This window comes from Nonomuraea sp. NPDC050790 (assembly GCF_044456745.1).
In the GTDB taxonomy this organism is placed as follows: domain Bacteria; phylum Actinomycetota; class Actinomycetes; order Streptosporangiales; family Streptosporangiaceae; genus Nonomuraea.
This window is the reverse complement of record NZ_JBITGF010000009.1, coordinates 350,831-367,417: the sequence shown is the minus strand read 5'-3', so window position 1 is coordinate 367,417 and position 16,587 is coordinate 350,831. Positions and strand designations below refer to the sequence as shown.

Genomic DNA, 16,587 nt, shown 5'->3' with positions numbered 1-16,587 from the left:
AGCCCGTCAGACCCGAGACCGTCAACCCACAGTCCGTCAGCCCTCAGGCGGTCAGACCCGAGACCGTCAAACCACAGGTCGTCAGACCAGGGGTTGTCAGACCAGGGTGGGCGGAGGTTAGCCCAGGGTGGAGAGGGCGGCGGTGGCCTGGGTGACGGATTGGGCGCTGGCCGGCAGGAGCGGTAGCCGTACCTCTGCGGTGGGGATCAGCCCGCGCTCGTGCAGCACCCCCTTGATCACCGTAGGGTTGGGCTCGGCGAAGAGCGCCCCCGACAGCCGCGCCAGCCGGTGCCCGAGCGACCGTCCGAGGGCGGCGTCACCCGACTCCCAAGCCTCCACCAACGCGACGAACCGGTCAGTGGCCAGATGCGCGGAGGCCAGGATCCCGCCCGAAGCCCCGAGCGCGAGCAGCGGCGAGATGAACGCGTCGTCCCCGCCCAGCACGTCGAACCCGGTCGGCAGGTCGGCCAGCAGGTCGACGGCGTCCTGGTCGATGCCGCCCACCGCGTACTTGACCCCGGCGATCATCGGATGCGCGCCCAGGTGCCGCAGCGTGGCGGCGCAGACCTGCTGTCCGGTCCGATAGGGAATGTGGTAGATCACCAGCGGCACCGGCGACGCCTCGGCCAGCGCCTCGAAGTGCGCGATCACCCCGCGCTCCGACGGGCGCAGGAAGTACGGCACCGGCACCAGCGCCGCCGTCACCCCGGACGGCAACGCGCGCAGTGCGGCGGTGGTCGAGCGGGTGTCGTTGCCCGAAACGCCCACGATCAGCGGAACGTCCCGCTCGCCGGACACCCGCACACAGTTCTCGATCACCGCAGAGCGCTCCTCGGCGCTCAACATCGCCACCTCGCCGGTCGTGCCGAGCGCCACGAGCCCGCTCGCGCCCTGGTCGAGCACGTGATGCGCAAGCTTCTCGAACGCCTCCAGATCGACCTGATCGCCGGCGGTGAAGGGCGTGATCAGCGGTACGTAGATTCCTCTCAGCATGCTCCGAGCGTGCGGCACCACCATTGATTAGGTCCAGCGCCGATTTCTACCGTTCAGATTAAGCTCGTCTTATGCTCGATCCCCGCAAGCTTCACCTCCTGCGCGAACTCGCCCAGCGCGGCACCATCGCCGCCGTCGCCGAAGCCGCCAACTTCACGCCGTCGGCCGTGTCCCAGCAGCTCAGCGCCCTGGAACGGGAGGCCGGGCTGCCTCTGCTCGAACGCACGGGCCGCACGGTGAGCCTGACCCCGGCAGCGCAGGTGCTGGTGACGCATGCGCATGCCGTACTGGAGGAATTGGAACGTGCGACGGCGGCGCTCGCCGCGCTCAGCGGCGGGCCGGGCGGGCCGCTGCGGATCGGCGCGTTCCCGTCGGCGGCCAGGGTGTTGTTGCCGCGCGCGCTCGCCGAACTCGCGGCGGCGCATCCGGCGCTGGAGCCGATGGTGTCGGAGATCGATCCGGCCGACGTGTCGGCCGCGCTGCGTGCGGGGGAGCTGGATGTGGCGCTGGTGCACGAATACGACTTCGTGCCGCCTGTCGTGGATCTGGGGATCTGTGCCGAGCCGCTGTTCGAGGAGCCGATGTACCTCACCGACCGGCCCTCGATCAGGGACGCCCGCGACGATCCGTGGATCATGAGCAAACCGGGCACGCTCTGCCACACGATGGCGATCCGGGCGTGCCAGGCGGCGGGGTTCGAGCCGCACGTGCGGCACCACGTGGACGACTTCGACACCGTCCTCGCCTTCGCCGCCGCAGGTCAGGGCGTCGCGCTGGTGCCCGGACTGGCCGCGCAGTCGCCGCCGCCCGGCGTCCGCCTCACCCCGCTGCCACTGTCCCGCCGCACGCTCGTCGCCTTCCGCAAGGGGTACGGCCAGCACCCCGCGATCCTCGCCGCCGTGGCCGCCTTCCAAAACGCGGTCACCCCTTGAGAACGTCGCGTTCCCAAGCAATCATCCGCTAAGACCAGCACCCTCCCTCGACGGGTCACCCGGAGAGACCAGCGCGTGCGGAAGCACTGTCGTTCGCTGAAGACGACGCGTTCCCAAGGGTGGTCATTCGCTGAGAACGGCATCCAGGACGGCGGCGGCACTCGACTGGGCGAAATCGTTATAATCCCCGGCGGCGGTGGCGACGACCAGTTCCTTCTCCGGCACGACGAAAAGCTGCTGCCCACCGTTCCCAAACCCGGCGAACCACCCGTCGCCCAGGTACCACTGGTACCCGTACCCCGACCCGTCCTCCCGCCTGACGTGCCGCGTGAGCATCCGCATGATCCACTCTCCAGGTACGACACCCCGCCCGCCCTCCAGCACAAGCTGCCCAATGGCGGCCAGATCGCGCGGCGCCAGCCGCAGCCCGGAGGCGGACGACGCCACGCCGTCCTCCCCCGCCATCCACTCGAACGAGATCCCGAGCGGATCGAACAGCGTGTCCCTGGCAAAGGCGTCCAAAGTCGTGCCGACGCCCTTGACAATCAACCGGCCGATGAGGGCGGAGGCGCCGCCGCAGTAGTCCCAGCGGGTGCCGGGTTCGACGACGAAGGGACGTTCCAGGACGTACCGGTAGCGGTCCGGCGCCATCTCCATGGCGATCTCACTGTTCGCCGGGCTCGTGTAGGGGACGCTTTCATCCCATTCCAGGCCGAGCGTCATGGTCAGCGCGTGGGCGACGGTGAGGTTCCGCTTGGAATCGGCCAGGTCCGGGTACTCGGGGAAGGCGGCCATGAGCGACTCGTCCGGATCGGGCACCAGGCCCTTGCCGAGCGCGATGCCGTACACCAGGGCCGTGATGCTCTTCGTCACCGACCGGATGTCGTGCAGGGTGTCGCGGTCGAAGACCACGTGGCCGATCGAATCGTTCCACTTGAAATCCTCGCCCTGGCCATAACGTTCAAGGACCGTCTCGCCGCCACGGATCACCACAAGGCCATGCAGTCCGGGCGCGCGACCGTCGCGGATGACCTGGTCGACGCGTTCAGCAAGCTCAGTCATGGGGACAACCGTCCCATCTGACACGGTGTGAGAGTCAAGGCCGGTCATGGTGGCACACCGCCTCCAGCATGATCCCCGCCGGATCCAGCCAGAACGTCGCATAGTAGGGCGGCGGATATTCGGGGAAATTTCGGGGCTTCTGGAGGATCTCGCATTCCATCCCGATCGCCCAGGCATGCGCCGCCCGCACCGCCGACCGGCTCTTGACCATGAAGGCCAGATGCTGCAACCCGGTCTGGTGCCGGCTGTAGGCGCCGTCCTTGAGCGCGGGGTAGAAGAAGAGGTACGCGCCCGGTTTGCCCCCTGCCGGGCGGAACGCGAACTGATCGGCCATATCCAGATATTTCTCGAACCCCAGCAAGGGCATCAGCGCGTCGTAGTAGGTGCGAGCGCTTTCGAGGTCGGGAACGTTGACTCCGATATGACCGATCATCGGTAGATCATGGCCTATTTGGTGCGCAGCGTGTGGCGAGTTTCGTCGGCCCACTCGATCGTCGCGCGCGCCTGGGCCAGGCCGAGGCGCAGCGCGTACATGCCGAACTTGGGGTTCTCCCCGACCGGCGGGAGGCTTTTCAGACGGTCCAGGCGTTTCTGCGCCCGCGCCTTGACCCGCTCGATTGCCACGATGGCCTCGTCCGTGTCGAGAATCGGCAGGAGAAATGCCTGCAAAGCGGTCTCGCTGCGGACGGTCACGGTCGGCTCGCGGTCGGCCAGCCTCACCGTCCACACCCCGGCCTGGCAACTCGTCCTGTGGCGGCCCAGAGGACGACCGACCGCAGCACGACCTCCCCCGAACCGACGGACCACGGACTGACGGACCACGGGCTGACATCCCGCGAGCCGACGGACCCCGGGCTGACCGACCCCAGGATGACGGACCACGGGCGGATAGACCGCAGGATGACCGACTCCAGAACAACGGACCGTGGGATGACGGTCTGTGGGGTTGGTGGGTCTCCTGAGAAAAAGCTCAGCATCTCTCAGGTACGGCACAGCCACCACGACGCAGTCTGGATGTATGGATCAGTTGCTGCGAAACCCGGCGATCACCAACGGCCTCCGCAAAGTGGAGACGCGCGTAGAGCGCCTGAGCGGTTCTTCGGCCCTGCCGGGGATCAACGCCGGAGCCTCCCGTGTGATCAACGCCGGAGGCAAGCGCCTGAGACCCGCACTGACCCTCGCCACAGCCCTGGCCCTGGGCAAGACCCCCGACAGAAGGGTCATCACCGCCGCCGCCTGCATCGAACTGATCCACGCGGGCTCCCTGGTCCACGACGACCTGATGGACCGCGCCACGGAACGCCGCGGCGCCGCGACCCTCAATGCCGACCTGGGCGACGGCAAGGCCCTGGTGATCGGTGACTTCATGCTGGCCAGAGCCGGACTGGCCGCGATCACGTCGGTCTCGCGCCCGGTCGCCGAAGTACTGGCGGCCACCGTGGTCGAGTTGGCCGAAGGCCAGTACCTGGAGACCACGGACCTCTACAACCCGCACCGCACAGAGGCGAGCGCCCTGCGCTCGATCACCGGCAAGACCGCGGCGCTCTTCCGCGCGAGTTGCCTGGTGGCCGCCGTCTGCGCGCGGGCCTCCGCGGAGGAGCGCGCGAGGATGGCCGCGTACGGCGAGCGGTTCGGCCTGATCTTCCAGATCCTCGACGACCTCCTGGACCTGACCGCCACCAGCGAGCAACTCGGCAAGCCCGCGGGCAACGATCTCAAGCAGGGCGTCTACAGCCTCCCGCTGATCCTCGCAAAAGCGAATTTCCTCACAAACAGTGATATATCGCTACAAAGAGGTATGTCGGATGAGCAGGTGACCGAAATCCTCACCCGACTCCGCCAGACCAAAATGATCGAGACGACCATCGAATACTGCCGTGGACTGGCCGACGACGCCCTCGCCGCGCTGCCCGAGATCGGCAACCCCGAGATCGCCGGAATCCTCCGCTCTCTGCCCACCTCATACATCGACACAATCATCAGAACCATCAACCGACCTGCACTGACATCGATGAGTTGAGATTTGTTGGAATGATTGGCAGGAAAGCCAGTCAAATTCCAGAAAGTGTGCTCATACTGGGGTTCACCGGGCCATCCAGGAGCACGCTCATGCGGAAGTCATCCCCCTCACCGGGGCCGCTCGAAGCGACCCAATTCCTCCAACTCGCCGCCGTGGACTTCAGCGGCATCTACCAGGTTCACCTGGCCGCGAAGGAAGAACGGCTCAAGATGACCAGGCTCGCGATGAGCCTGTTGTCGGTGCCGTTCCTCGCCACGATCGCGCTGACCAGTGCCAAGGTCGTCAATCCACACGATCTGACGACCTGGCAGACCGTCCCCGCGTACCTCTTCGCGCTGGTGGCCGCGTTCGGCCTGCTGGGGGTGCTGCCGTTCCTGCGGCTGATCGAAGCGGTCAACGCGCACGGCAGGACGGCCAGAGCCATCAACAACTTCCGCCTGCTGTACACGGCGCAGTTGAAGGACGAGCTCGACTGGACGCCCAACCTGCCCGTCGACCCGCGCTTCCCCGAGACGTACGCGCCGCTGACCTGGCCGGGCATCAACGTCATGATGATGGCCATCGTCAACTCGGCCTACCTGACGGTGGGCGTGACCGGCCTGTCCAGGACGTACCCGAACCTGCTTCTGCTGCTGACCAGCATCCTGCTCGTCGCCCTGGTCCACTACTCGATCTACTACGTGCGTTGCAACGTGACAAGAAGACGCCGGCTCCCCCACAACCCCTACAAGTTCCCGAATTTGGAGACATAGATGGACAGCCCAGTGCAATGGGCGTCATGTGGGGAGGCGTGGATCGGACTGATCCGCCATGTCTGGATAACCGGAGTACCGGCCGACGACGACCGCGGCCCCGTCATCGAGGGCCCGCCCGTCCTGGTCGAGATCACCAGCCCCCGCCCCGTCGACCCCATCGTCGAGCGGTACGGCGATGCCGCCAAGCTGGCCCTCTACACCAGGAAGTTCACGGAGGACACGATCGTAGAGCCCTTCAAGTACAGCTATGGCGCCCGCATCAAGGGCCAGCTCACCTGGGCCGCGGATCTGCTGCGGGCGCGGCCGTACAGCAAGAGCGGTTGGATCTCGCTGACCACTCCCGGCGAGCCTTATGACTCGGTGCCCTGCCTGACGGGGCTGGCCTTCCGGATCAGGGACGAGCGGCTCCTGATGACGGCCACGTTCCGGTCGCAGAACGCGTTCACCAGCTATCTGAACTACCTGCCGCTCGCGGACGTCCAGGCCGAGATGGCGCGGAGTCTCGGCCTGGACCAGGGGCCGATGCGGGTGTTCGTGGACGTGCCCCACCTGTACCTCTCCGACGCCGGCGCCGCCCTCCGCGTCATGCGCCCCGCCCTCCCCCGCCTCCTCTGACCACCCCCGACCAGGTACGCGGCGCAGCCTCCGGGCACGGGTTGGGGCGGAGGCGCGGGGTGTGGGCGCAGCGCGCGAGGCGCAAGGCGCAAGGCGCGTAGCGGGAGAGTGGGCGGTCGGGGCGCGCGGGGTGCAAGGGCGCGGGATGGGATGAGTACGGCGCAAGGGCGCGGGTTGGGGGCGGGCGCCCACAAGGGGTCGGTCCCGTAAGGCGGCGCGGTGAGGACAAGGCGGGCGCGGTGAGGGCGGCGCGGTGGGAGGGGTGAGGGGTGAGGGGTGAGGGGTGAGGGGTGAGAGGTGAGGGGTGAGGGGTGGGGTTACTTGGTGGGTGGGTGGGCGGATAGGGGGGTGGCTATGCGTTCCAGGCTCTGGCGTTCGGCCTTCACGCCGAAGATCAACTCGACCAGCCCGGCGATGATCATGAGGATAGCGCCGATCGCGAAGGCCAACGCCGTGTCGCCCGGGACGCCGCTCTCCACCAGCGCCGCGAACAGCAGCGGCCCCGCGATCCCGCCCGCCGCCGTCCCGATGGCGAAGAAGAACGCGATGGCCATCGCCCGAGTCTCCATGGGAAAGATCTCGCTGACCGTCAGATAGGCGGAACTGGCCCCAGCCGAAGCCACGAACAGCACCACCGACCAGCAAGCCGTCAGCGTGACGGCCGTCAGCATCCCCTCGTTGAACATCCAGGCCGTGGCCAGCAACAACACCCCTGACCCGATGTAGGTAGCCGAGATCATCGGGATCCGGCCGACGGTGTCGAAGAGGGGCCCAAGCAGCAGAGGCCCGAGGAAGTTCCCGACCGCGATCACCGCGAAGTAATACCCCGTATAGGTATCAATCTGGTAAAAGGTCGACAAGATCTGCGCGTACCCGAACGTGATCGCGTTGTAGAGGAACGCCTGCCCGATGAACAACGACAACCCGAGCACGGTCCGCTTCGGATAGAGGGCCACCATGGTGTGCGCGATCCGGATGAACCCGATCGACTTGCGCTGGTGAATCGTGATCGACTCGGACGGTTCGGGCAGGTCGCGGTCCACCTGCCGTTCGATGTCGCCGACGATCCGCTCGGCCTCCTCCTCCCGCCCGTGGATGAACAGCCAGCGCGGGCTCTCGGGCACGTTCCTGCGTACCAGCAGGATGGCCAGGCCGAGCACCACGCCCAGCCCGAACGCCACGCGCCACCCGATGTTGACCGGCAGGTCGTTGAGGAGCGGGACGGTCAGCAGGGCGCCGCCGGCGGCGCCGAGCCAGTAGCTGCCGTTGATGAGGATGTCGATGCGGCCCCGGTGCCGGCTGGGGATGAGCTCGTCGATGGCGGAGTTGATCGCGGCGTACTCGCCGCCGATGCCGAAACCGGTCAGGAAGCGGAACAGGAAGAACCACCACGCGCTGAAGGAGAACGCCGTCATGAGCGTGGCGACCAGGTACACGAGCAGGGTGATGATGAAGAGCTTCTTGCGCCCGAACCGGTCGGTCAGCCAGCCGAAGAACAGCGCGCCCGAGCACGCGCCGGCCACGTAGAGGGCGGCCGCGAGCCCGGCCACCTGGGCCTGGGTGATGTCCAGGCCGCTGCCGGGTTTGGCGAGCTGGGCGGAGAGGTTGCCCACGATGGTGACTTCCAGGCCGTCCAGGATCCAGACGGTTCCCAGGCCGATGACGATCATCCAGTGCCAGCGCGACCAGGGCAGCCGGTCCAGCCTGGCGGGCACCTTGGTGGTGATGGTGCCGGTCTCAACGCCGCTCATGAGGCAGACCGGTACCCCGGATCACCGTTTGTAGGCCTCCACCATCCTGGTGGCGAACCACGGCCCGCCGTACCAGAAGCGCCAGCCGAGGTCGCGCCGGCGCACGTCGGCGGCGCCGAGGCCGCGCAGGACCGCCTCGTATTCCTCGGTGCGCTGGAAGTCGGCGATCAGCATCCGGCCGCCCGGCGCGAGCACCCGGTACGCCTCGCGCACGGCGTCGGCGCGGCCCTGGGCGGTGGCGATGCGGTGGAGGGCGAGGCTGGAGACGACGGCGTCGAAGCTGTCGCCGCGGAACGGCAGTGCCCGCAGGTCACCGGTGACCAGTTCGACCCGGTCCGCGATGCCCGCCGCCTCGGCGTTGGCGCGGGTGACCGCGACCTGGTTGCCGGACGGCCATCGGTCGAGCCCGGTCGCGTACCCCTTGGACAGGCGGCGCGCCGCCGCGGTGAGCACGGCGCCGCGCCCGCAGCCGAGGTCGAGCACGCGTTCGCCGCCGTCGAGGTCGTCGAGTTCCCCGGCCCAGACCTCGAACTTGCCCTTGCGCGTGGTGTACGCGTAGCTGAACGCGCTGGCCAGGGTATATAGACCCCCGAGAAGGAAGGCGACGCCCGCGGGCGCCACGTCGTAGGCGAAGGAGACGATCGTGAGAGCCAGCAGCGCAACGGCTCCCACGACCAGCCCTGCGAAGGACCACGGCGCGTCGAATCCATATTTTCCACGTCTCACACTCACGTTATATCGCAAGCCTCCGTTGCCGTGAATTGACCCGCCACAATCCCGATTTTGTCCTAATCATCCCTAAACCGTTACTAATCTGAGATGGATCTGCTCAAGACGGGGGTTGACAGGGGATGGCTGCCAGAGATCGCGAGTTCAGCCTCGGCGCCAGCATCGCGCTGACCTTCGGCTCGGCCCTGCTGTGGGGGGTGGCGCACCTCGCCACCGGCCGCCGGCGCACCGGTCTGGCGCTGATGGCCGTCTACGCGCTCCTGCTCGCCACCGTGCTGACCATGATCACCGTGCTGGGCAGCCACCTGCTGTCGCTGGCGGTCCAGCCGAGCTGGCTGACCACGCTGACGATCACGCTGATCGCGATCGCCGTCGCCTGGAGCACGGTGATCATCTGGTCCTACGCCCTGGTACGGCCGGCCGCCTCCGACACCGCCGCCCGCAAGGCCACCACGATCCTGGCCGTCGTCCTGTGCGTCCTGGTCGTCGCCCCGACCGCGTACGCCGCCCGGCTGGCCTACGTCTCGCGCGACGTGGTCACCAGCCTGTTCAACAACACGAACACCGCCCCCGTCGTCGCCGCCGACCCCTGGAACGGCGCCGACCGGGTCAACATCCTGCTCATCGGCGCCGACGCCGCCGCCAACCGGCCGGGCGTGCGCACCGACAGCATGACCGTGGCCAGCGTGGACGTCTCCACCGGCGCCACCACCCTGCTCGGCCTGCCGCGCAACCTGGAGAACGTGCCCTTGCCCCCAGGCCCGGCCCGCCAGCGCTTCCCGTACGGCTTCAGCGGCGAGCCGCCGTACACCCCCGGCCTGCTCAACGAGGTCTTCCAGTACGCCGAGGACTACCCGGAGATGACCCCCGGCGTGCAGAAGGGCCACCGCGGCCCGACGCTGCTGAAGCAGACCCTCAGCGGCATTCTCGGCATCCCGGTCAACTACTACGCGATGGTCGACATGTACGGCTTCGCGCAGATCGTCGATGCGATGGGCGGCGTCAAGGTCACCATCAAGGAACCCATCGTCTACGGCAAGTACCGCGAGGGCCTGCTGCCCGCCGGCACCCGCAAGCTCTCCGGCGAGGAAGCGCTCTGGTACGGCCGCTCGCGCACCGACAGCGACGACTACGTCCGCATGGGCCGCCAGAAGTGCCTGCTCAACGCGGTCGCCAAGCAGGCGGACCCGATGACCGTGCTCAACAGCTTCGAGAGCCTGGCGACGGCGACCAAACGGGCCATCTCCACCGACATCCCGCAGAGCCTGCTGCCGGCCCTGGTCGATCTGGCCCAGAAGGTCAAGGACACCAGGATCCGCAGCCTCAGCTTCGTGCCGCCGCTGATCAGCACCGCCTACCCCGACTGGGGGCTGATCAGGCGGAAGGTCGAGCAGGCGCTGGCCGACCGCCCGGCGAACAAGACCGCCACCGCGCCGGGCGAGCGGCCGACGGCCACGCAGGAACCGAGCGCCGACCGCCCGATCGCCCTCGACGAGAGCTGCGGTTAGGGCACGACCAGGTCGAGGTTGTCGGCGTAGTAGGCGAGCGCGCGGCCGTACCCGCCGGCCTGCTCGCCCTCGGACACCAGCTTCACCAGGGCGCTCACCGCCTCGCGGTGGGCTCCCTTGTTGTGCAGCGCCATCGCGCGGAAGGCGCGCAGCGCCGGATCGCCGGGGAACTCGGCCAGCCCGCGCTCAAGCGCCTCCAGCGCCTCGTCGTAGCGGCCGAGCACCCGCAGCGTGCTGCCGAACCCGGTGAACACCCCGAGCCGGTCGTCGGCCCGCAGTTCAAGCGCCTTCTCGTAGTACGGCACCGCCTCGCGCTCCAGGCCGAGGCGGTCGTGCGCGTAGGCCGTCTCCCGCGCCACGTCCGGATCGTCCGGATACGCGGCCGACAACTCCACCAGCGCCGCCTGCGCCTCCTCCAGCTTGCCCTCTCGGTTCAGTTCCGCGACTCGCGCCAAAGCTTCCTCTCTCATGGCCGCAGTGTGGCATGATGAGCCCACCCGAGAACGGAAACGGTTTTCATAACCAGAGGAGGCTCCGGCGTGCGCGTGGCATTCGTGGGGAAGGGCGGCAGCGGCAAGACCACCATGTCCGCGCTGTTCGCCAGGTACGTGGCGGGCCAGGGCAGCCCGGTCGTCGCCGTCGACGCCGACATCAACCAGCACCTCGCGCTCGTGCTCGGCCTCGACACCCAGCCGGAGCCGCTCGGCGCCCGGCTCACCGAGATCAAGAACCTGCTGCGCGGCGACAACCCGCGCATCCCCTCCGCCGAGGCCATGGTCAAGACCACCCCGCCGGGGCGCGGCTCGCGGCTGCTGACGTTCGAGGACCTGCCCTACACGGTGCCGACGCCCGAGGGCCCGCAGCTCATGGCGACCGGCCCGTTCGGCGAGGAGGACCTCGGCGTCGCCTGCTACCACTCCAAGGTCGGCGCGGTCGAGCTCCTGCTCAACCACCTCGTGGACGAGGCCGGCGAGTACGTCGTGGTCGACATGACCGCCGGGGCCGACTCCTTCGCCTCTGGGCTGTTCACCCGCTTCGACCTGACCGTGCTCGTCGCCGAGCCGACCCGGCAGGGGGTCGGCGTCTACCGGCAGTACCGCGACCACGCCGCCGACTTCGACGTCCCGATCGCGGTCGTCGGCAACAAGGTGCAGGATCCCGGGGACGTCGAGTTCCTGCGCGCGCACGTGGGCGAGGACCTGCTGACCTGGATGGAGCACTCGCCCGCCGTGCGCGCCCTGGAGCAGGGGCGGCCGTTCGCGCTGGCCGATCTGGAGAGCCACAACCTCGACGCGCTGGCCGTACTGCTGAAGCAGCTCGACGCGCAGCCCAAGGACTGGGCGCGGTTCGGCCGTCAGACGGCCGAGTTCCACCTGCGCAACGCCCGCGCGTGGGCCAACGAGCGCACCGGTCTCGACCTCGCCGCACAGATCGACCCCGATTTCGTGTACGGCCCGGCCCAGTAGACGACTGTCCCCCTCCCGCCATCTTGGGCCCTTCCAGGCTCTCACCTAGCGTCAGATAGATCCCTTTCTTCCATAGTGAGGAGACAGCATGTCGCTGACCGTTCCGAACGATCTGCTCGATCGGGCCCGTGCCGGGGAGGTCGACGACGCGGCCTTCGTCGCCTGCGTGCGCGACTCCCTGCCCTACGCCTGGTCGGTGATCAGCGAGCTGGTCCAGCAGCGTGGTCAGAGCGGCGCCGAGTACGCCGACAACCAGGTACCGCCGCCGTCGGAGGAGGCGCGGGGCCAGCTCCTGCGCTGCCTCGCCAGCGACTCGATGCGCGGCGCCCTGGAGCGTCATTTCGGGGTACGGCTCGCCTTCCAGAACTGCCACCGGGTCGCCGTCTTCGACCCGTCGGCCGAGAAGGCGCTCGCCGAGTTCGTCAGCCCCAGGGCGCAGATCCTCAACCAGAAGCCGGAGCTGGTGGACTGCTAGCCGGCCGGAGCGGGGCCCGGCGGTGTCGGTCGCCGGGCCCTCGGCAGCACCTCCCGGCCCAGGCGCCGGATGTTGTCCAGCGTGCGTTCCGGGCCGCCGCCCTCGACCATGAGGATGAGGTGGCGCAGGCCGGTGACCTCGGCGGTGCGGCGGATCCGTTCGACGCAGAGGTCGGGGTCGCCCACCGGGTGCACCCGGGTCAAGAAGTCCACATATTTCGCGATATCGCGGGGTGGGCGCTCGCGGCCGTCCACCGGCACGTATCCCGCCAGACCAGGCTCCAGCCAGCGCGGCATGGCCGCCTTCAGCTCGTTGACGGCCCGCTCGGTCGAATCCCCCACAAACCCCACAACCGCCGCCACATGCCCACCCACCCCCAAACCACCCCCACCCCCCTGAACCACCACGCCCCCACCTCCCCGAACCGGGACGTCGCCCGGAAAGGCCGTGTCGCCGCCGCCCCGAACCGGGATGTCGCCTGACAGGTCCGCGCCCCCGCCGCCTGACAAGGCCGCGCTGCCGCCGCCCGGCAACACCGCGCCTCTGCCGCTCCGAACCGAGGCGCCGCCTGACAACGCCGTGTCGCCGCCGTCCGACAAGACGGTGTCCCCGCCGGCTGACAGGGACGCGTACTCGCGTAACAGGGTCGCCTTCTCCTCGTCGCCCACGTGCATGCCCAGCAGCACCGGCAACCCCCGCGCGGCCGCCAGCGCCAGCGTCGCCCGTGAGGTGCAGGCCACCACCGGCCGCATCCGGGCGGCCGGAACCATCTCCACCTCGCGGAACCGGAAGAACTCCCCGTCCGCCGCCACCCGCTCCCCCGACAACGCCGCGCACAGCAGGTCCAGCGACTCGGCGAACCCGCGCTCGTAGCGCTCCACCCCGGTCCCGAGCACCTCCAGCTCCAGCCACGGCCCGCCCCGCCCGACCCCCAGCCGGAACCGCCCGCCGGACAGGTGGTGCAGCATCGCCGCCTGCTCGGCCAGAGCGACGGGGTGCCAGGCCGACAGGACGCTGACCGCAGTGCCGACGCCGATGCGGCGCGTCCTGCCCAAGGCCAGCGCCGCGAGCGTGGTGGCCGAGGGGCACACGCCGTACGACATGAAGTGGTGCTCGGCGATCCACACGTCGTCGAACCCGGCCTCCTCGGCGGCCTCGATCCACTCCACAACCTGGGCCAATGCCGGACCGGCCGCCTGCCCGGGAAACTGGGCGGCGACCAGAAATATCCCGATACGCACCCCTCCGATGCTAACCGGGTTGCACACCCACATTCTGGAGGTCTAGTATCCAGAATATGCGGATGAACGAGGGCGTCGAGTGGGCGCTGCACAGTTGCGTCAACATGACGTGGCTCGACCGGGACGAGGCGGTCACGGCCAAGAAGCTCGCGGCCTTCTACGACCTGCCCGCCGCCTACCTCAACAAGCAGCTCCAGGCCCTGGTCAAGGTGGGCATCCTCACCTCGACCTCGGGCCCGCGCGGCGGCTTCAAGCTGGCCAGGCGGCCCGACCGGATCACCCTGCTCGACATCGTGACCGCGATCGAGGGCGGCGAGGACGCGTTCCGCTGCGAGGGCATCCTGCGCAAGGGGCCGGGCGGTCGCGACGACGTGGACTACCGCGCGCACTGCGAGGTGTCGCTCGCCATGCGGCAGGCCGACCTGGCCTGGCGCAGGTCGCTGGCGGGCACGACCGTCGCCGACATCGCCGCGACCGTGGAGCGCAAGCACCCGGGCGCCGGCGAGGGCACCCGGGCGCGGTTCGCGGGCATCTGAGCGGACACCTGAGCGGGCATCTGAGCGGACGTCTGAGCGGACGTCTGAACGGGCATCCGCGCGGGCATCTGCACGCACTTTCCGCGCAAGAATTCTAGATATTGAACATCCAGAAAGACGAGAATATGAAGGCACGAATGAGGATCGGGACCGCCGGCTACCAGGGCCTGCTGGGCGTCGAGGAGTACGTGAACGGCAGCGACGTCCCCCACAGCACCCTGGAGTTGCTGCGCCTGCGGGTCAGCCAGATCAACGGCTGCGGCTTCTGCGTAGACATGCACGCCCGCGACGCCAAGAAGGCCGGCGAGAGCGACGAGCGCCTCTGGTCGGTGGCCGCCTGGCGGGAGGCTCCGTACTACACCGACGAGGAGCGCGCAGCTCTGGCCCTGGCCGAGGCCGCCACCCGCCTGAGCGACAACCCGGCGGGCGTGCCCGACGAGATCTGGGACGCCGCCGCCGACCACTACTCGGAGAAGCAGCTCGCCGCCCTCGTCATGGCCATCGCCGCCATCAACGCCTGGAACCGCGTCAACGTCACCCTTCGCAACCCCGCAGGAGCCTGAACCATGGACATCCCGAACTTCGACGGCCCCATCCTCCGCCCCGGCGACGCCGCCTTCGAGCAGGCGTCCAAGCCCTGGAACCTGGCGATCGAGCAACCCGTCCTGGCCGTCGCCCAAGCCGCGCACGCCGCCGACGTGGCCACGCTGGTCCGTCACGCGGCCGGCAACGGCCTGACCGTCACCACCCAGCCGAGCGGCCACGGCGCCAGCGGCGACACAGAGGGCACGATCCTCCTGCGCACCTCCCGCCTGGACGAGCTCACCCTGGACGGCCGCGTGGCCAGGGTCGGCGCGGGCGTCAAGTGGGGCAGGCTCCTCGACGCCGCCGCCCCGCTCGGCCTGACCGGGCTCGCCGGCAGCACCCCCGCCGTCAACGTGACCGGCTACACCCTCGGCGGCGGTTTGAGCTGGTTCAGCCGTAAGTGGGGCTGGGCCGCCGACAGCGTGCGAGCCTTGGAGATCGTCGACGCCGAGGGCGCGCCGCGCCGGGTGAGCGCCGAGACCGACCCCGAGCTGTTCTGGGCGCTGCGCGGCGGTGGCGGCGACTTCGCGGTCGTGACCGCCCTGGAGCTCGACCTGCACCCCGCCCCCGAGCTGTACGGCGGGCGCCTGCTGTGGCCGGCCGAGCGGGCCCCGGCGGTGCTGGAGGCGTTCCTGCGGGTGACGGACGTGGCGCCCGACGAGCTGACCGTGTGGCTGGACCTGCTGAAGTTCCCCGGCGCCCCGCCGTTTGTGGCGCTCGACTCCACCTACCTGGGCCCGGAGCGTGAGGCCAGGGCGCTGCTGGCGCCCTTCGACGCGATCGGCGGGCTGATCTCCGACAGCCGGGCCGGGCTGCCCGTGAACGAGCTCGGCTCCATCGAGCAGGAGCCGACCGACCCGAGCCCCGGCCAGTCGCACGCCGAGCTGCTGCCGAGCCTGGAGCACGCGGCCGCCCTGCTGAGCGAGCCCATCGACCCGCTGCTCAGCGTGCAGATCCGGCACCTGGGCGGAGCGCTCTCCCGGCCGTCGGACAGCGCGGCGGGACCGGTGGCCGATCCGTACCTGCTGTACATGTTCGGCATCCCGGGCACCGGTGACGTGGAGGGCAAGGAGATCGCGCTGGCCGCCGCGCTGGGCGCGGAGGGGCGCAAGCCGTACACCTTCCTGAAGCCCGGCGAAAAGGCGGCGCAGGCGTTCGGCGCGCGCGCCCACGAGCGGCTGCGGGACATCAAGCGGCGGCGCGACCCGCACGGCGTCTTCCGGGCCAACTACCCGATCTAGCCGAACAGGGACTCCTGGCCCTCGCCGACGAGCGGGTCGCGGTAGCGCTTCAGGTGACGCCACTTCGGCAGGTCGTCGAGGTAGGACCAGGACAGGCGGTGGTGGGGCGTGGGGCCGCGCTCGGCGAGCGTGGCCAGGTGGACCGGCGAGGGGTAGCCCGCGTTGTCGGCGAAACCGTAGTCGTCGCATCCGATCGTGCCCATGTACGCGTCCCGCCGCACCTTGGCCAGCACCGAGGCGGCGGCCACCGAGACGCTCACCGCGTCCGCCTTGACCTCCAGGCGGACCGGCCAGGGCGGGCCGATGTAGTCGTGGGCGCCGTCGAGGATGACCGCGTCGGGACGCACCGGCAGCGACTCCAGCGCCCGTCTGGCCGCCCGCGACAGCGCCTCGGTCATGCCCAGCGTGTCGATCTCCGCGTGGGACGCCTCGCCGAAGCCGATGCCCGCGGCCCACGACTCCAGCTCGCCGATGAGGCCCTCGCGGCGGCGCTGGGTGAGCTGCTTGGAGTCGGTCAGCCCGGCCGGCGGCTCGGACAGGTCGGTGACCACGGCGCAGACGGTGACCGGCCCCGCCCACGCGCCCCTGCCGACCTCGTCGACGCCCGCGACCAGGCGGGTGCTGGGCAGGGCGAGCAACTGCCGCTCGATGTCGTAGGTGGGCGCCATGCGGGTGAGG

General features: G+C 69.4%; 19 protein-coding genes. 10 read left to right on the top strand and 9 right to left on the bottom strand.

All coding sequences use genetic code 11. The features are described from left to right. Window positions 1-117 precede the first annotated feature (117 nt). Entirely contained in the window at window positions 118-993 is an 876-nt protein-coding gene (gene dapA / locus ACIBEJ_RS40570) for a 4-hydroxy-tetrahydrodipicolinate synthase (RefSeq protein ID WP_397188266.1), read from the bottom strand. 71 nt (window positions 994-1,064) lie between these two features. Here dapA and ACIBEJ_RS40565 point away from each other — a divergent pair, with 71 nt between their 5' ends. Further along, window positions 1,065-1,925, top strand: coding sequence for a LysR family transcriptional regulator (locus ACIBEJ_RS40565; protein ID WP_397188265.1), 861 nt, complete (start codon window positions 1,065-1,067; stop codon window positions 1,923-1,925). A 123-nt stretch (window positions 1,926-2,048) separates the two neighbouring features. Here the strand turns inward: ACIBEJ_RS40565 and ACIBEJ_RS40560 are convergent, their stop codons facing one another. From ACIBEJ_RS40560 to ACIBEJ_RS40550, 3 genes are read right to left on the bottom strand one after another with little or no spacing between them, the layout of a single operon-like run. Then, complete coding sequence (locus ACIBEJ_RS40560) at window positions 2,049-3,035, bottom strand: serine hydrolase domain-containing protein (RefSeq protein WP_397188264.1); 987 nt, start codon at window positions 3,033-3,035, stop codon at window positions 2,049-2,051. Next, window positions 3,022-3,420 carry a VOC family protein gene (locus ACIBEJ_RS40555; RefSeq protein ID WP_397188263.1) on the bottom strand — a complete coding sequence of 133 codons (399 nt, stop codon included), beginning with the start codon at window positions 3,418-3,420 and terminating at the stop codon, window positions 3,022-3,024. Before ACIBEJ_RS40555 ends, ACIBEJ_RS40560 begins: the two co-directional genes overlap by 14 nt. Window positions 3,421-3,434: 14 nt before the next feature. Then, window positions 3,435-3,707, bottom strand: a complete 273-nt coding sequence (locus tag ACIBEJ_RS40550) for a hypothetical protein (RefSeq protein WP_397188262.1) — start codon at window positions 3,705-3,707, stop codon at window positions 3,435-3,437. Window positions 3,708-4,005: 298 nt separating this feature from the next. On the opposite strand from ACIBEJ_RS40550, the gene ACIBEJ_RS40545 reads away from it, so the two are divergent. The 3 genes from ACIBEJ_RS40545 (at window position 4,006) to ACIBEJ_RS40535 (ending at window position 6,377) form a co-directional block, all read left to right on the top strand. Further along, a complete protein-coding gene (locus ACIBEJ_RS40545) occupies window positions 4,006-5,007 on the top strand; it encodes a polyprenyl synthetase family protein (RefSeq protein WP_397188261.1) in 1,002 nt (333 codons plus the stop codon). Window positions 5,008-5,096: 89 nt separating this feature from the next. After that, window positions 5,097-5,759: a hypothetical protein gene (locus ACIBEJ_RS40540; RefSeq protein WP_397188260.1), complete on the top strand. Its 663-nt coding sequence runs from the start codon at window positions 5,097-5,099 to the stop codon at window positions 5,757-5,759. Continuing rightward, window positions 5,760-6,377 carry a hypothetical protein gene (locus ACIBEJ_RS40535; RefSeq protein ID WP_397188259.1) on the top strand — a complete coding sequence of 206 codons (618 nt, stop codon included), beginning with the start codon at window positions 5,760-5,762 and terminating at the stop codon, window positions 6,375-6,377. A 317-nt stretch (window positions 6,378-6,694) separates the two neighbouring features. Here ACIBEJ_RS40535 and ACIBEJ_RS40530 read toward each other — a convergent pair whose 3' ends face one another. Then, window positions 6,695-8,128: an MFS transporter gene (locus ACIBEJ_RS40530; RefSeq protein ID WP_397188258.1), complete on the bottom strand. Its 1,434-nt coding sequence runs from the start codon at window positions 8,126-8,128 to the stop codon at window positions 6,695-6,697. 21 nt (window positions 8,129-8,149) lie between these two features. Then, window positions 8,150-8,854 carry a class I SAM-dependent methyltransferase gene (locus ACIBEJ_RS40525; protein WP_397188257.1) on the bottom strand — a complete coding sequence of 235 codons (705 nt, stop codon included), beginning with the start codon at window positions 8,852-8,854 and terminating at the stop codon, window positions 8,150-8,152. A 125-nt stretch (window positions 8,855-8,979) separates the two neighbouring features. Here ACIBEJ_RS40525 and ACIBEJ_RS40520 point away from each other — a divergent pair, with 125 nt between their 5' ends. Continuing rightward, complete coding sequence (locus ACIBEJ_RS40520; RefSeq protein WP_397188256.1) at window positions 8,980-10,365, top strand: LCP family protein; 1,386 nt, start codon at window positions 8,980-8,982, stop codon at window positions 10,363-10,365. Here the strand turns inward: ACIBEJ_RS40520 and ACIBEJ_RS40515 are convergent. Then, the gene (locus ACIBEJ_RS40515) at window positions 10,362-10,835 is read right to left on the bottom strand and encodes a tetratricopeptide repeat protein (protein ID WP_397188255.1); all 474 of its coding nucleotides are present in this window, start codon (window positions 10,833-10,835) and stop codon (window positions 10,362-10,364) included. The genes ACIBEJ_RS40520 and ACIBEJ_RS40515 overlap by 4 nt on opposite strands. A 69-nt stretch (window positions 10,836-10,904) precedes the next feature. Between ACIBEJ_RS40515 and ACIBEJ_RS40510 the strand changes: the two genes are divergently transcribed. Both ACIBEJ_RS40510 and ACIBEJ_RS40505 read left to right on the top strand, forming a co-directional pair. Continuing rightward, complete coding sequence (locus tag ACIBEJ_RS40510; protein WP_397188254.1) at window positions 10,905-11,831, top strand: ATP-binding protein; 927 nt, start codon at window positions 10,905-10,907, stop codon at window positions 11,829-11,831. Window positions 11,832-11,919: 88 nt separating this feature from the next. After that, window positions 11,920-12,306 carry an SCO5389 family protein gene (locus ACIBEJ_RS40505; RefSeq protein ID WP_397188253.1) on the top strand — a complete coding sequence of 129 codons (387 nt, stop codon included), beginning with the start codon at window positions 11,920-11,922 and terminating at the stop codon, window positions 12,304-12,306. Here the strand turns inward: ACIBEJ_RS40505 and ACIBEJ_RS40500 are convergent. After that, window positions 12,303-13,547, bottom strand: coding sequence for an LLM class flavin-dependent oxidoreductase (locus tag ACIBEJ_RS40500; RefSeq protein WP_397188252.1), 1,245 nt, complete (start codon window positions 13,545-13,547; stop codon window positions 12,303-12,305). The genes ACIBEJ_RS40505 and ACIBEJ_RS40500 overlap by 4 nt on opposite strands. 56 nt (window positions 13,548-13,603) lie before the next feature. Between ACIBEJ_RS40500 and ACIBEJ_RS40495 the strand changes: the two genes are divergently transcribed. From ACIBEJ_RS40495 to ACIBEJ_RS40485, 3 genes are all read left to right on the top strand, one after another. Then, window positions 13,604-14,083: an RrF2 family transcriptional regulator gene (locus ACIBEJ_RS40495; RefSeq protein ID WP_397188251.1), complete on the top strand. Its 480-nt coding sequence runs from the start codon at window positions 13,604-13,606 to the stop codon at window positions 14,081-14,083. Window positions 14,084-14,220: 137 nt separating this feature from the next. Next, window positions 14,221-14,646: a carboxymuconolactone decarboxylase family protein gene (locus ACIBEJ_RS40490; protein WP_397188250.1), complete on the top strand. Its 426-nt coding sequence runs from the start codon at window positions 14,221-14,223 to the stop codon at window positions 14,644-14,646. Between the two features lie 3 nt (window positions 14,647-14,649). Further along, window positions 14,650-15,909, top strand: a complete 1,260-nt coding sequence (locus tag ACIBEJ_RS40485; RefSeq protein ID WP_397188249.1) for an FAD-binding oxidoreductase — start codon at window positions 14,650-14,652, stop codon at window positions 15,907-15,909. Here the strand turns inward: ACIBEJ_RS40485 and ACIBEJ_RS40480 are convergent. Then, window positions 15,906-16,577: a ribonuclease HII gene (locus ACIBEJ_RS40480; protein ID WP_397188248.1), complete on the bottom strand. Its 672-nt coding sequence runs from the start codon at window positions 16,575-16,577 to the stop codon at window positions 15,906-15,908. The two genes, ACIBEJ_RS40485 and ACIBEJ_RS40480, sit on opposite strands and share 4 nt — an antisense overlap. Between the last annotated feature and the right edge of the window lie 10 nt (window positions 16,578-16,587).

What these genes read in the sequence shown, in the direction of transcription:
- ACIBEJ_RS40560 (WP_397188264.1), bottom strand. Translation starts at nt 3,035, where the DNA reads ATGACCGGCCTTGACTCTCACACCGTGTCAGATGGGACGGTTGTCCCC.
- ACIBEJ_RS40565 (WP_397188265.1), top strand. Translation starts at nt 1,065, where the DNA reads ATGCTCGATCCCCGCAAGCTTCACCTCCTGCGCGAACTCGCCCAGCGC.
- ACIBEJ_RS40545 (WP_397188261.1), top strand. Translation starts at nt 4,006, where the DNA reads ATGGATCAGTTGCTGCGAAACCCGGCGATCACCAACGGCCTCCGCAAA.
- ACIBEJ_RS40515 (WP_397188255.1), bottom strand. Translation starts at nt 10,835, where the DNA reads ATGAGAGAGGAAGCTTTGGCGCGAGTCGCGGAACTGAACCGAGAGGGC.
- dapA (WP_397188266.1), bottom strand. Translation starts at nt 993, where the DNA reads ATGCTGAGAGGAATCTACGTACCGCTGATCACGCCCTTCACCGCCGGC.
- ACIBEJ_RS40490 (WP_397188250.1), top strand. Translation starts at nt 14,221, where the DNA reads ATGAGGATCGGGACCGCCGGCTACCAGGGCCTGCTGGGCGTCGAGGAG.
- ACIBEJ_RS40495 (WP_397188251.1), top strand. Translation starts at nt 13,604, where the DNA reads ATGCGGATGAACGAGGGCGTCGAGTGGGCGCTGCACAGTTGCGTCAAC.
- ACIBEJ_RS40555 (WP_397188263.1), bottom strand. Translation starts at nt 3,420, where the DNA reads ATGATCGGTCATATCGGAGTCAACGTTCCCGACCTCGAAAGCGCTCGC.
- ACIBEJ_RS40540 (WP_397188260.1), top strand. Translation starts at nt 5,097, where the DNA reads ATGCGGAAGTCATCCCCCTCACCGGGGCCGCTCGAAGCGACCCAATTC.
- ACIBEJ_RS40530 (WP_397188258.1), bottom strand. Translation starts at nt 8,128, where the DNA reads ATGAGCGGCGTTGAGACCGGCACCATCACCACCAAGGTGCCCGCCAGG.
- ACIBEJ_RS40485 (WP_397188249.1), top strand. Translation starts at nt 14,650, where the DNA reads ATGGACATCCCGAACTTCGACGGCCCCATCCTCCGCCCCGGCGACGCC.
- ACIBEJ_RS40535 (WP_397188259.1), top strand. Translation starts at nt 5,760, where the DNA reads ATGGACAGCCCAGTGCAATGGGCGTCATGTGGGGAGGCGTGGATCGGA.
- ACIBEJ_RS40520 (WP_397188256.1), top strand. Translation starts at nt 8,980, where the DNA reads ATGGCTGCCAGAGATCGCGAGTTCAGCCTCGGCGCCAGCATCGCGCTG.
- ACIBEJ_RS40480 (WP_397188248.1), bottom strand. Translation starts at nt 16,577, where the DNA reads ATGGCGCCCACCTACGACATCGAGCGGCAGTTGCTCGCCCTGCCCAGC.
- ACIBEJ_RS40505 (WP_397188253.1), top strand. Translation starts at nt 11,920, where the DNA reads ATGTCGCTGACCGTTCCGAACGATCTGCTCGATCGGGCCCGTGCCGGG.